Source organism: Roseococcus sp. YIM B11640, from assembly GCF_049727625.1.
Classification (GTDB): Bacteria; Pseudomonadota; Alphaproteobacteria; order Acetobacterales; family Acetobacteraceae; genus Roseococcus.
Window position 1 is genome coordinate 217263 of record NZ_JBBJOZ010000005.1, and the last position, 12798, is coordinate 230060.

Annotated in this window: 11 protein-coding genes; 10 read left to right on the forward strand and 1 reads right to left on the reverse strand. The window is 69.3% G+C overall.

What is annotated here, in order from left to right:
- Positions 1 to 9 precede the first annotated feature (9 nt).
- The 4 genes from aroA (at position 10) to WJM96_RS19665 (ending at position 4990) form a co-directional block, all read left to right on the forward strand.
- Positions 10 to 1359 carry a 3-phosphoshikimate 1-carboxyvinyltransferase gene (gene aroA / locus WJM96_RS19650; RefSeq protein WP_424814244.1) on the forward strand — a complete coding sequence of 450 codons (1350 nt, stop codon included), beginning with the start codon at positions 10 to 12 and terminating at the stop codon, positions 1357 to 1359.
- Positions 1356 to 1994: a (d)CMP kinase gene (cmk, locus tag WJM96_RS19655; RefSeq protein ID WP_424814245.1), complete on the forward strand. Its 639-nt coding sequence runs from the start codon at positions 1356 to 1358 to the stop codon at positions 1992 to 1994. Before aroA ends, cmk begins: the two co-directional genes overlap by 4 nt.
- Before the next feature lie 210 nt (positions 1995 to 2204).
- Positions 2205 to 3923 carry a 30S ribosomal protein S1 gene (gene rpsA, locus WJM96_RS19660; protein ID WP_424814246.1) on the forward strand — a complete coding sequence of 573 codons (1719 nt, stop codon included), beginning with the start codon at positions 2205 to 2207 and terminating at the stop codon, positions 3921 to 3923.
- 344 nt (positions 3924 to 4267) lie between these two features.
- Entirely contained in the window at positions 4268 to 4990 is a 723-nt protein-coding gene (locus tag WJM96_RS19665; RefSeq protein WP_424814247.1) for a response regulator transcription factor, read from the forward strand.
- A gap of 10 nt (positions 4991 to 5000) precedes the next feature.
- On the opposite strand, the gene WJM96_RS19670 is transcribed toward WJM96_RS19665, so the two are convergent.
- Positions 5001 to 6482 (reverse strand): FAD-dependent oxidoreductase, encoded by a 1482-nt coding sequence (locus WJM96_RS19670; RefSeq protein WP_424814248.1) that lies wholly within the window; start codon positions 6480 to 6482, stop codon positions 5001 to 5003.
- 9 nt (positions 6483 to 6491) lie between these two features.
- Here WJM96_RS19670 and WJM96_RS19675 point away from each other — a divergent pair, with 9 nt between their 5' ends.
- The 6 genes from WJM96_RS19675 (at position 6492) to WJM96_RS19700 (ending at position 12757) form a co-directional block, all read left to right on the forward strand.
- Positions 6492 to 7313 (forward strand): DUF2272 domain-containing protein, encoded by an 822-nt coding sequence (locus WJM96_RS19675; protein WP_424814249.1) that lies wholly within the window; start codon positions 6492 to 6494, stop codon positions 7311 to 7313.
- On the forward strand, positions 7310 to 8428 hold the full coding sequence (locus WJM96_RS19680; protein WP_424814250.1) for an NADH:flavin oxidoreductase/NADH oxidase: 1119 nt from the start codon (positions 7310 to 7312) through the stop codon (positions 8426 to 8428). The genes WJM96_RS19675 and WJM96_RS19680 overlap by 4 nt, the downstream gene beginning before the upstream one ends.
- Positions 8429 to 8559: 131 nt before the next feature.
- Entirely contained in the window at positions 8560 to 9795 is a 1236-nt protein-coding gene (locus WJM96_RS19685; protein ID WP_424814251.1) for an argininosuccinate synthase, read from the forward strand.
- A 161-nt stretch (positions 9796 to 9956) separates the two neighbouring features.
- Complete coding sequence (locus tag WJM96_RS19690) at positions 9957 to 10718, forward strand: short-chain dehydrogenase/reductase (RefSeq protein WP_424814252.1); 762 nt, start codon at positions 9957 to 9959, stop codon at positions 10716 to 10718.
- Positions 10719 to 10813: 95 nt separating this feature from the next.
- Positions 10814 to 12211, forward strand: a complete 1398-nt coding sequence (ahcY, locus tag WJM96_RS19695) for an adenosylhomocysteinase (protein WP_424814253.1) — start codon at positions 10814 to 10816, stop codon at positions 12209 to 12211.
- Positions 12212 to 12349: 138 nt separating this feature from the next.
- Complete coding sequence (locus WJM96_RS19700) at positions 12350 to 12757, forward strand: DUF4149 domain-containing protein (RefSeq protein ID WP_424814254.1); 408 nt, start codon at positions 12350 to 12352, stop codon at positions 12755 to 12757.
- Positions 12758 to 12798 lie beyond the last annotated feature (41 nt).

Consider the following 12798-nt stretch of genomic DNA (forward strand, 5'->3'; position numbering starts at 1 on the left):
GGCCGTCCCATGTCCGCCCATCCGAATCCCACCCCGCTGCGCTCCTCCCCCGCCCGCCAGGGCCTGTCCGGGAGCCTTTCCGTGCCTGGCGACAAGTCCATCAGCCACCGGGCGCTGATGTTCGGCGCCCTCGCGGTCGGCACCACCGAGATCGAGGGCCTGCTGGAAGGCGAGGACGTGCTGCGCACGGCCCAGGCCATGCGCCTGCTGGGTGCCAGCGTCGAGCATCTGGGCCCGGGGCGCTGGCGCGTCGCCGGGCGGGGCATCGGCGGCCTGACCGAGCCCGCGGACGTCCTCGACATGGGCAATTCCGGCACCGCCGCCCGGCTGATCTGCGGGCTGCTGGCCGGCCACCCCCTCTTCGCGGTCATGACGGGCGACGCCAGCCTGCGCGGCCGCCCCATGAAGCGCGTGACCGTCCCCCTGGCCGCCACCGGCGCCCGCTTCCTCTCGCGCGAGGGCGGGCGGCTGCCGCTGGCCATCGAGGGCGCCAGGAACCCCCTGCCGCTGGACTACACGCTGCCCGTCGCCTCCGCCCAGGTGAAGAGCGCTTGTCTGCTGGCGGGCCTCTGCGCCCCGGGCGTGACCCGCGTGGTGGAGCCCGAGGCGACGCGCGACCACTCCGAGAACATGCTCCGCCACTTCGGCGCGACGGTGCATGTCGCGACCCAGGGCCATGGCCGGATCATCGAGCTGACGGGCCAGCCGGAGCTCGTGGCCGCCCCGGTGAAGGTGCCCGGCGACCCGTCCTCGGCGGGCTTCTTCCTCGTGGCGGCGCTGATCGTGCCCGGCTCCAGGCTCACCATCGCCAATGTGGGGCTGAACCCGCTGCGGACCGGGCTCTTCGACTCGCTGCGGGAGATGGGCGCCAGGCTCACCGTCGGCGCGCCGCGTGTGGAGGGTGGCGAGGCGGTGGGCGACCTGACCGTGGAATTCTCGAACCTCCAGGCCGTGGACGTCCCGGCCGAGCGCGCGCCGAGCATGATCGACGAATACCCCATCCTGGCCGTGGCCGCCGCCTGCGCGCGGGGCACCAGCCGCTTCCGGGGCCTCGCCGAGCTGCGCGTGAAGGAGAGCGACCGCCTGACCGGCACCGCCGCCCTGCTGCGCGAGGCCGGCGTCGCTTGCGAGATCGACGGCGACGACCTGCTGGTCCATGGCTGCGGCGGCCCGCCCCCGGGCGGCGGCCTGGTCGCGACCCAGATGGACCACCGCCTGGCCATGAGTGCGCTGGTGCTCGGCCTCGCCTGCCAGAAGCCGCTGTCCATCGACGACGGCAGCTTCATCGCGACCAGCTTCCCGAACTTCCTGCCGCTCATGGAAGCGGCCGGGGCGGGCGGATGCATGGTCCCAGCATGAGCCCCGCGCCCCTCGTCATCGCGGTCGATGGACCGGCGGCGGCGGGCAAGGGGACGCTGGCGCGCCGCCTCGCGGCGGAGCTCGGCCTGCCCTACCTCGATACCGGCCTGCTCTACCGCGCCACCGGGCGCCGGGTGCTCGACGCCCAGGCCGACCCCGCCGACCCCGCCGCGGCCGAGGCGGCGGCCCGCGCCCTGACGCCCGCGGATTTCGCCCGGACCGACCTGCGCGGCCCCGAGGCCGATGCGGCGGCCAGCAAGGTCGCGGCCATCCCCGCCGTCCGCGCGGCGCTGCTCGACTTCCAGCGCGGCTTCGGCGCCACCCATGGCGCGGTGCTGGACGGGCGGGACATCGGCACCGTCGTCTTCCCCCAGGCCCAGGTGAAGCTCTTCATCACCGCCAGCGCGGAGGAGCGCGCCCGCCGCCGCCATGCCGAGCTGCTGGGCCGAGGGACTGCGACGGAGCTGGCCCTGGTCGCCAGCGAGATGGCGGCCCGGGACGCGCGGGATTCCGCCCGCGACGTGGCCCCGCTGGCCGCCGCGGCGGATGCGGTGACCATCGACACCACCGCGCTCGACGCCGAAGCCGCCTTCCAGGCGGCCCTGCGAATCGTCAAATCCTCACAAAGCAAGTGATTTCCGCTTGACGTTGGGCACATCCAGGCAGATGTAACGCGCGTCATGCGTGCATGGCCGGATCGGGGTGGACCGTCACGCACCCCAGAGAACCCGGCGGTGATCCTTTTGAGGACCCGCAAGCCGTGATCCTCCGCAAGGCGGCGGATGGCGCAAGACCCGGACTGCGGGGCCGTCTGCCCCGTGCTTCACTCAGGACAACATCGCCACATGGCATCTGCCAACAGCCCCGCCACGAGCGGCGGCTCCGAAGACTTCGCCACGCTTCTCGACGAGATGCTGGGCGCCAACACCGGCTTCGCCGGCTCCGTCGTCACCGGCAAGATCATCCGCATCGATGATGACTTCGCCGTCGTGGACGTGGGCCTCAAGAGCGAAGGCCGCGTCCCCCTCAAGGAATTCGCCCCCGCCGGCGCCAAGCCCGAAGTGAAGCCCGGCGACGTCGTCGACCTCTTCGTGGAGCGCTACGAGGACAAGGAAGGCGCCATCGTCCTTTCGCGCGAGAAGGCTCGCCGCGAAGAGGCCTGGACCAATCTCGAGAAGGCCTTCGCCGCCAACCAGCGCGTGAACGGCGTGCTGTTCGGCCGCGTGAAGGGTGGCTTCACGGTCGACCTCGGCGGCGCCGTGGCCTTCCTGCCCGGCTCCCAGGTGGACATCCGCCCGGTTCGCGACGTCGGCCCGCTCATGGGTCAGGCGCAGCCTTTCCAGATCCTCAAGATGGATCGCGCCCGCGGCAACATCGTCGTCTCCCGCCGCGCCGTGCTGGAAGAGACCCGCGCCGAGCAGCGCGCCGAGCTCGTCCAGGGCCTGAAGGAGGGCATGGTGCTCGACGGCGTGGTCAAGAACATCACCGACTACGGTGCGTTCGTTGACCTCGGCGGCGTCGACGGCCTGCTGCACGTGACGGACATCGCCTGGCGCCGCATCAACCACCCGAGCGAGGCCCTGACGATCGGCCAGCAGGTGAAGGTGCAGGTGATCCGCTTCAACAGCGACACGCAGCGCATCAGCCTCGGCATGAAGCAGCTGATGTCCGACCCCTGGGACGGCGTGGCGCTCAAGTACCCGGTCAACGCCCGCTTCTCGGGCCGCGTGACCAACATCACCGACTACGGCGCCTTCGTGGAGCTGGAGCCGGGCGTCGAGGGCCTCGTGCACGTCAGCGAGATGTCCTGGACGAAGAAGAACGTCCATCCGGGCAAGATCGTCTCCACCTCCGAGCAGGTGGACGTGATGATCCTGGACGTGGACGAGCCGAAGCGCCGCATCTCGCTCGGCCTGAAGCAGGCTCAGGGCAACCCCTGGGATGTCTTCGTCGAGGCCCATCCGCTGGGCAGCGAGATCGAGGGCGAGATCCGCAACATCACCGAGTTCGGCCTGTTCATCGGCGTCGGCCCGGATGTGGACGGCATGGTGCACCTCTCCGACCTCAGCTGGGATCTCCCGGGCGAGCAGGCCATCACCGCCTACAAGAAGGGCGACGTGGTCAAGGCGAAGGTTCTCGACGTGGATGTCGAGAAGGAGCGCATCTCGCTCGGCATCAAGCAGCTCGAGGCCGATCCGGCCGCCGAGGTGCTGGACCGCGTGAAGAAGGGCGACATCGTCACCACCACCGTCACCAAGATCGAGGCCAATGGCATCGAGGTGAAGGTGGACGACGTGCTGACCGGCTTCATCCGCCGCGCCGAGCTCGCCCGCGACCGTCAGGACCAGCGTCCCGACAAGTTCGCGGTGGGTGAGAAGGTGGACGCCAAGATCACGGGCGTGGACCGTGCGGCGCGCCGCCTGACCCTGACCGTGAAGGGCAAGGAGATCGAGGAGGAGCGCGAGGCCGTTCGCGAGTACGGCACCGCCGACAGCGGCGCCTCGCTCGGCGACATCCTGGGCGCGGCGATCCGCCGCCGCCGCGAGATGGCCGGCGAGGAGTAAGATCCCGCACCGACCGTCAGGTCGGCCGGAATTCGAGGGGGCGCATCCGCAAGGTGCGCCCCTTTTTCGTTGCGCCCCTTGGACCACTGGATCAGGGCTGTCGCGTTTCGCGCGGCATCAGGTTCAGATTTGAGACACGCCGCCCCGAATCTTCGCAGTTCTTCAAGAATCTCAAGCTACTCGGACCAAGCCGCCCGGACGGGCTCAGCAGTCACAAGGTTTTCGAAAGACCGTCGCTTTTATCGATGTTCATCTTTTTTAATACACATAAATTGATGAATCACTCTTGGTCACCACACGCTTAAGTGGTATTTATCCACACGCAAAACGTGTGGAGAGCCAGAATGCGTATCCTTTTGGTGGAGGATGACCGAACCGCCGCTCGCGGCGTGGTGTTCTATCTGCAGCAGAGCCGCATGGTCGTGGACATCGCCGATTGCGGCGCCGAGGCCCTGGAGCTCGCCAAGCTCTACGATTACGACGCCGTGGTGATGGACCTGAACCTTCCCGACATGGAGGGCTTCGAGGTCATCACCCGCCTGCGGGCCGCCCGCATCGAGGCTCCGGTCCTCATGCTCTCCGCCATCTCACGCACTCAGGCCAAGGTCCGCGCCCTCTCCGTCGGCGCCGACGACTATGTCGCCAAGCCCTTCGAGGCGGAGGAGCTGACGGCCCGCCTGCAGGCGATGGTCCGCCGCTCCAAGGGCTTCAGCCAACCGCGCATCCAGCTCGGCGCGCTCTCCCTCGACCTCGGCGCGAAGGAGGTCGCGGTCCAGGGCCGGGCAGTCCATCTCACCGGCAAGGAATACGCGATCCTGGAGTTGCTGCTCATGCGCCGCGGCTCGGTCCTCTCGAAGGAGAACTTCCTGGACCACCTCTACGGCGGCATGGACGAGCCCGACAGCAAGATCATCGACGTCTTCGTCTGCAAGCTGCGCAAGAAGCTGCAGCAGGCCGGTGCGGAGAACGTGATCGGCACCGTCTGGGGCCGCGGCTACATCATCCGCGACGCCATGCCACCCGCCTTCCGCGCCGCCGCGGCCGAAGCCCAGCTGACCGCGGTCTGATCGTGCTCTTTCAGGCTGCGCTCTGGGTCGCTTTCGGAGAGGACAGGTGCACGCCCCCCGCCCGCAGGGCGGCTTGCAACTCGCCTACCGGGACCGCCCGCGGCGCCACTCCGCGTGCCACGGCGATGGCGGCCGCCGCGCCCGCGGCTTGGCCCGTCAGCCAGCACTGCGGGATCTCCCGCATGAACGAGTGGTTGTTGGTGTCGCAGCTCAGATGCCGGCCGGGCGCCAGCAACCCGTCCAGCCGCTCGGGAACCAGCGAGCCGTAGGGGACGGAGACGTTCGGGAATTTGGGTGAAAGAGCAGGCGAAACCCCGATCTCGTCCGCATGGACGCGCCCGTCCCATTCCGCGCGCCGCATCTGCGCCACGCCGCGCAACCGCCGCGCATGCCGCACGCCGAGCTGCGGCGCCGAGAGCATGAGGAAGGCGTTTTCGAAGCCCGGTGCCTCGGCCCGGTACTGCTCCAGATGCCGCGCCATCAGCCGGTGGCTCTGGATCTCCACGCTCGTGATGTCGTCCACATCCACGGCCGAATAGCCGGAGATGCGCGGCCCCATGAACAGCGCCACATCGTCCCGCCAGGAGGCAAACGCCTTTTCGAAGAGCCGGTGGCGCTCCCGCCCGCGCTGCAGGAAGGCGCTGAACTGCTCGGGCTGCTCGGCGCGCCAGCGCTGGTAGCGGGGCATGTTCACGCCTCCGAACATCCAGCTCGTGTTCATGCAGTGATGGATGTCGTTCTCGTCGATGTCGGCGTCATAGGGCGCGCCGGCGCGGGCGAAGAGGTCACCGTCGCCCGTCGCATCCACCACGCAGCCGGCCAGGATCGCACGGCGGCCCTGCTTGGATTCGAAGATGCAGCCGCGGACAACATTCTCCTCGACGATCGGCTCCGCGCCCCAGGCGTGGAACAGCAGTTCGGCACCCGCCTCCAGCACCATTTCCATGGCGGTGAGCTTCATCACCTCCGGGTCGCAGGTGGGGGAGTTGGTCACGATGCCGTGGAAGGCGGCGGTGCGGGCCTGCCACCAGGCGGCGGTCGCGGCGTCCTTGCTGCCCCAGGCGGAAGCGGGCGGGCCGGCCTTGGCGTCGGCCGGCAGGCGGCCCAGGAACTCCTCGGCGAAGCCACGGATGACGGGCTGGCCTGTCCAGTCCGACATGCGGTCGATCCAGATCACGAGCCCGCCGGTGGAGAGCCCGCCCAGATGATTGTGCCGCTCCAACAGGATGGTGCGCGCGCCGAGGCGCCCGGCCGCGACCGCCGCCGCCACGCCGGCCGGCCCGCCGCCCACCACCAGCACGTCGCAGCGCGCATGGACGGGGATGTCCCGCGCGGCCTCGCGCACCGTCTCGCCCGTGGGTGCGCGGCGGCGGCGCTTGGGGTCCGCGGCGAAGGTCTCGCTGCGGAAGAAGATGCGTCCGCCGTCGGAGTCGGTGTTCGTGCCCATGTCCCAAAGATAGACCGTCTTGCCCGCGAAGAAAGGCTCGGGCACCAATGCACCGTGCCGCGCCTCCTGATCCTGCTGCTCCTGCTGGCCGGTTGCGCGGCCCCGCAGGTCGCGGCCACCCTCCCCCAGCCGCTGAGCTATCCGCCCGCCGCGCGGGAGCGGATGCTGCGCCTGGCCCTGGGCGAGTGGCAGGACTGGGGCTGTCAGCTCCATGGCCTTCCCGGACCCAGCATCGCGCCTTGCGATCGCCCGGGAACTCCCCGCCCCGAGGGCGCTCCGGAAAACTTTCCCCGCGTGCTGGCCTATTGGCGGATCGTCCCCAACGCGGAGGGCGCCATCCCCAACAACCGCCCCCGCTACGAGGCCGCGCTGCGCGGAGAGGCGACGCGCCCCGCCCTCTGGGCGGAGCCCTATTGGTCGGCAGCCTTCATCTCCTGGGTCATGGCCTCGGCCGGGGTGGACGCGCCGGAATTCGCGCCCGACGCATCGCACGCCCGATACCTCGACCATCTGGACGCGCTGGCCGCCGCCTGGCCGGGCGTCGCCCCCTTCCTGCCGGCCTCGCCCGCGGTGGCGGCGCCCGCGCCGGGAGACCTCGTCTGCCGGGACCGCTCGCGTCGGCCGCTGGCCGACTGGTCGGGCCGGGCTCTTGAGCGCGGGCAGTTCCGCCCCATGCATTGCGACATCGTGGTCGCGACGGGGCCGGGCGTGGTGGAAGCGGTGGGCGGGAATGTCTCCGACGCCGTCACCCTCTCCCGCTGGCCGGCGGACGAGGCCGGGCGGCTGCTGCCCGCCGAAGGCCCGCCTGCCGTCGTGATCATGCAGAACCGCCTGGGGCGCACGCCCCCCTGGTCCATGAGGAGCCTAGCCGAATGACCGACCTCTTCAGCCCGCTCACCCTGCGCGGCGTGACCTTCCGCAACCGGATCGGCGTCTCGCCCATGTGCATGTACTCCTGCGCGGAGGACGGGCTGCCGACCGACTGGCACATGATGCATCTCGGCTCGCGCGCCGTGTCCGGCCCCGGCATGACGATGGTCGAGGCCTCCGCCGTGGTGCCCGAGGGCCGCATAACCCCGAGCGATGTCGGCATCTGGAGCGACGCGCATATCGCGCCGCACCAGCGCCTCGCGACGGCGCTGGCCGGTTTCGGCACGGTGCCGGCCATCCAGATCGCGCATGCCGGCCGCAAGGCCAGCCGCGACGTGCCGTGGGAAAAGCCGGCCCCCGCCGCCCATGGCTGGCAGACGCTTGGCCCTAGCGCGGCCGCCTTCGGCGATTTCCTGCCCCCCAAGGCGATGTCGGAGGAGGAGATCCTCTCCACCATCGCGGCCTTCGCGGCGGCGGCGCAGCGCTCGGTCACCGCGGGCTACAAGCTCATCGAGATCCATGGCGCGCATGGCTATCTGATCCATCAGTTCCTCTCGCCGATCTCCAATCAGCGCAATGATCGCTGGGGCGGCGATTTCGCGGGCCGCACGCGGCTGGCCGCCGAGGTGACGAAGGCCGTCCGCGCCGCCATCCCCGACGACATCGCGCTGTCCATCCGCATCTCCCACACCGATTGGGTCGAGGGCGGCTGGGACACGGCGCAGAGCGTGGAGCTCGCCAAGCTGCTCAAGGGGCTGGGCGTCGACATCGTGGACGTCAGCTCCGGCGGGCTGGATGCCGGGCAAAAGATCGCGCTCGGGCCGGGCTACCAGGTGCCGGGCTCGGACGCGGTGAAGAAGGGCGCGGCGATCCCGACCATGGCGGTCGGGCTCATCACCGAGCCGGCCCAGGCACAGGCGATCCTGAGCGAGGGCAAGGCAGACATGATCCTGCTGGCCCGCGCCCTGCTCCGCGACCCGTACTGGACCTTCAACGCCGCCGTGGCGCTGGGCCGGACGTCCGAGGTGAAGATCCCGCCGCAATACGACCGGAGCTGGAGCACGGGCCTCGGCCGCCTCGCCATCGACCGGGCCGTGGCGGAGCCGCTGCGGGCGCTCTGACGTCCCCCGGCGATCCGCCTTCCGCGCCGGCCGGGGCGACATGGCGGGAAGGCGGCGCCCGGGCTTGCGGGCGTGGCGTTCCGCTGGCATCCACCTCCCGTTCTTCGAGGGTTTGCGAAAGGCTCCCGCCCATGCGCGTGAAAGATGTGAAGAAGGTCGTCCTCGCCTATTCTGGCGGGCTGGACACCTCCGTGATCCTCAAATGGCTCCAGACGACCTACCAATGCGAGGTCGTCACCTTCACCGCCGATCTCGGCCAGGGTGAGGAGCTGGGCCCGGCGCGCGAGAAGGCGCTGCTGCTCGGCATCAAGCCGGAGAACATCTTCATCGACGACCTGCGCGAGGAATTCACGCGCGACTTCGTCTTCCCGATGTTCCGCGCCAATGCGCTCTACGAGGGGCTCTATCTGCTGGGCACCTCGATCGCACGGCCGCTGATCTCCAAGCGCCAGATCGAGATCGCCGAGATGGTCGGCGCCGATGCCGTGGCCCATGGCGCCACCGGCAAGGGCAACGACCAGGTGCGCTTCGAGCTCAGCTACTACGCGCTGAAGCCCGACGTGAAGATCATCGCGCCCTGGCGCGAATGGGACCTGACGAGCCGCACGAAGCTCATCGAGTTCGCCGAGCAGAACCAGATCCCCATCGCCAAGGACAAGCGCGGCGAGGCGCCGTTCTCGGTCGACGCGAACCTCCTGCACAGCTCCTCCGAGGGCAAGATCCTGGAAGAGCCCTGGGACGCGCCGGACGAGATGGTGTGGCAGCGCACGGTCAGCCCGATGGACGCGCCGGACAAGCCGACCGAGATCACCATCCAGTTCAAGAACGGCGATGCCGTCGGCATCAATGGCGAGGCGCTGAGCCCCGCCACGCTGCTGACCAAGCTGAACGCGCTCGGCAAGGAAAACGGCATCGGCCGCCTCGACCTCGTCGAGAACCGGTTCGTCGGTATGAAGAGCCGCGGCTGCTACGAGACGCCGGGTGGCACCATCCTGCACCTGGCGCACCGCGCCATGGAGAGCATCACGCTCGACCGCGAGGCCGCGCACCTCAAGGAATCGCTGATGCCTCGCTATGCGGAGGCGATCTACAACGGCTTCTGGTTCTCGCCGGAGCGCCGGATGCTGCAGGCGCTGATCGACACGTCGCAGGCGAGCGTCGAGGGCGACGTGCGGCTGAAGCTCTACAAGGGCAACGTGATCGTGACGGGCCGTCGCTCGCCCAAGAGCCTCTACTCGATGAAGCACGTGACCTTCGACGAGGACCAGGGCGCCTACGACCAGTTCGACGCGCAGGGCTTCATCAAGCTGAACGCGCTGCGCCTGCGGCTGGGCGCGATGGCCGGCCGCAAGGGCGGCGATCTCTAGGTTTAGTGCCCCCGGACGCCGGGCGCGCTGAACCGGCGGGCTATGGGCGGCGCCAGCCGCCGGGGGCCGAGAGTTCCGAACCCGTCGCCCGTTTGGGCGGCGGGTTTTTTGTTGGCTGGTTCTGGCGCAAGCTGCCCCCGAAACGAGGGGGAGCGTCTCGCATGGACATGGAACTGACGGGCAAGCGCGTGGTGATCACCGGCGCATCCAAGGGCATCGGCTACGCCTGCGCCGAGGCCTTCGCGGCCGAGGGCTGCGACGTCGTCATCGCCGCCCGCACCCCCGATGACGCGGCCGCCGCGCTGCGCGCCAAGTACCAGGTCCGCGTCGAGGCCGTGACGGCCGATCTCTCCAAGCCCGCCGACCGCGTCCGCCTGCACGAGGCCACGCGCGGAGCCGACATCCTGGTCAACAATGCCGGCGCCATCCCCTCGGGCAGCCTGGACGTCCTGAGCATGGAAACCTGGGAGCAGGCCTGGGCACTGAAGGTCTTCGGCTACATCCACCTCACCAAGCTCTTTCTCGCCGACATGCGGGCGCGGAAGGACGGCGTGATCGTGAACGTCATCGGCATGGCGGGGCGCGCCTGGAAGCACAACTACATCGCCGGCACGGCCGGCAACGCGGCGCTCATCGCCTTCACCTCGGCACTGGGGGGCGAGGCGCAGGCCGATGGCGTGCGGGTCTTCGGCATCAACCCCGCCGCTACCCGCACCGGCCGCATGGAGACCCAGGCCCGCCAGCGCGCCCAGGTGCAGCTCGGCGACGCCGAGCGCTGGATGGAGATGCTCACCGGCCTGCCGCTCGGCCGCGCCATCGAGCCGCGGGAGATCGCGGAATTGGCCGTTTTCGGCGCCTCACCGCGCGGCGGGTACATCAGCGGGACGGTCGTGGACGTGGATGGAGGCGGCTGGTTCAAATAGGTCCGGCTAACATATAAACCTATCTTTATGCCTAGCCATGCCCACCCGGCCGTGCTACGGCCGGGCCGCACAGACCTGAACAAGGACCAGCGCGCATGGCTCACGACTACATCGTCACCGATCTCTCCCTGGCGACCTGGGGCCGCAAGGAGATCGAGATGGCCGAGGACGAAATGCCCGGCCTGATGGCGACCCGCGCCGAATACGGCGCCAAGCAGCCGCTGAAAGGCGCCCGCGTCGCCGGCTGCCTGCACATGACCATCCAGACCGCCGTCCTGATTGAGACGCTGAAGGCGCTCGGCGCCGACGTCCGCTGGTCCTCCTGCAACATCTTCTCGACCCAGGACCACGCCGCGGCCGCCATCGCCGCCGCCGGCATCCCCGTCTTCGCCAAGAAGGGCGAGACGCTGGTCGAGTACTGGGACTACGTCCGCAAGACGCTCGAATGGGCCGATGGCGGCGAGCCGAACCTGCTGCTGGACGACGGCGGCGACATGACGCTGCTGGTCCATTACGGCCTGCGCGCCGAGCAGGGCGACGTGGCCTTCCTCGAGAAGGCGAGCAACGAGGAAGAGACGGTCTTCTTCGCGCTGATCAAGAAGTGCCTGGCCGAGAAGCCCGGCTGGTTCGCCAAGCTGGCCGCCTCCATCAAGGGCGTCTCCGAGGAGACGACGACGGGCGTGCACCGCCTCTACTCAATGGCGAAGGAGGGCAAGCTCCTCTTCCCCGCGATCAACGTGAACGACAGCGTCACCAAGTCGAAGTTCGACAACCTCTATGGCTGCCGCGAGTCGCTGGTGGACGCCATCCGCCGCGGCACGGACGTCATGATGGCCGGCAAGGTCGCCGTGGTCTGCGGCTATGGCGACGTGGGCAAGGGCTCGGCCGCCTCGCTGCGCAACGCCGGCTGCCGCGTCATGGTGACGGAGGTCGATCCGATCTGCGCGCTCCAGGCCGCGATGGAAGGCTACGAGGTCGTGACCATGGATGACGCGGCGGGCGCCGCCGACATCTTCGTGACGGCCACCGGCAACATCGACGTGATCACCGTGGACCACATGCGCGCGATGAAGAACCGTGCGATCGTGTGCAACATCGGCCACTTCGACAGCGAGATCCAGGTCGCCGGCCTGCGCAACTTCAAGTGGACCAACATCAAGCCGCAGGTGGACGAGATCGAGTTCCCCTCGGGCAACCGCATCATCCTGCTTTCCGAGGGCCGGCTGGTGAATCTCGGCAACGCCATGGGCCATCCGAGCTTCGTGATGTCCGCGTCCTTCACCAACCAGACGCTGGCGCAGATCGAGCTGTGGACCAACCCCGGCGCCTACGAGAAGAAGGTCTACGTGCTGCCGAAGCACCTCGACGAGAAGGTGGCCTTCCTGCACCTCGAGAAGGTCGGCGCCAAGCTGACCAAGCTGCGCGAGGACCAGGCGGCCTATATCGGCGTGACGACTTCCGGTCCGTTCAAGGCCGAAGCCTACCGCTACTGATTACGGCCGCGGCCTTGGCTTCGCCGCCCGACTGAAGCGCTGAGCCAAGAGGCTCATGGGCCGGCCGCTCTTCGCGGCCGGATGATCTGAGGCGCGCATCCCTGGCGGGGTGCGCGCCTTTTGCGTTTGAATGGGGCCATGCAAGCCGCCCTCGCCGTGATCGCCCTCTACGCCCTCGCCCTCATGCTCGGCGGGATGGTGTTCTTCGCCGCCGTGACGACACCCGTCGCCTTCCACCGGCTGGAGAAGGAGCAGGCGCGCCACTACATCCGCGGGCTTTTCCCGATCTACTACCTTTGGGTTCTCGGCGCTTCCGCCCTTTCCGGCGTGGCGCTGCTGCTGCTCGGACGGCCCGTGGGCGGGATCGCGATGCTCGCTTGCGCGCTGCTGACGCTCTGGCTGCGGCAATCGCTGCTCTTTCAGATCCGCGCGGCCGATGAGGCCGGCGACGAGCCGCGTTTCAAGCGGCTGCACCGCATCTCGGTGATCGCCAATCTCGCGCAGATGCTGGCGGCGGCGGCGGCCCTGGCCGTCTTCGCCGCCTAACCCTACTTCGGCCTGAGGCTTGCCCAGGGCAGGAGCGCAAA

Coding starts and splice junctions, on each gene's coding strand:
- aroA (WP_424814244.1), top strand. CDS start 10: ATGTCCGCCCATCCGAATCCCACCCCGCTGCGCTCCTCCCCCGCCCGC.
- cmk (WP_424814245.1), top strand. CDS start 1,356: ATGAGCCCCGCGCCCCTCGTCATCGCGGTCGATGGACCGGCGGCGGCG.
- rpsA (WP_424814246.1), top strand. CDS start 2,205: ATGGCATCTGCCAACAGCCCCGCCACGAGCGGCGGCTCCGAAGACTTC.
- WJM96_RS19665 (WP_424814247.1), top strand. CDS start 4,268: ATGCGTATCCTTTTGGTGGAGGATGACCGAACCGCCGCTCGCGGCGTG.
- WJM96_RS19680 (WP_424814250.1), top strand. CDS start 7,310: ATGACCGACCTCTTCAGCCCGCTCACCCTGCGCGGCGTGACCTTCCGC.
- WJM96_RS19685 (WP_424814251.1), top strand. CDS start 8,560: ATGCGCGTGAAAGATGTGAAGAAGGTCGTCCTCGCCTATTCTGGCGGG.
- WJM96_RS19690 (WP_424814252.1), top strand. CDS start 9,957: ATGGACATGGAACTGACGGGCAAGCGCGTGGTGATCACCGGCGCATCC.
- ahcY (WP_424814253.1), top strand. CDS start 10,814: ATGGCTCACGACTACATCGTCACCGATCTCTCCCTGGCGACCTGGGGC.
- WJM96_RS19700 (WP_424814254.1), top strand. CDS start 12,350: ATGCAAGCCGCCCTCGCCGTGATCGCCCTCTACGCCCTCGCCCTCATG.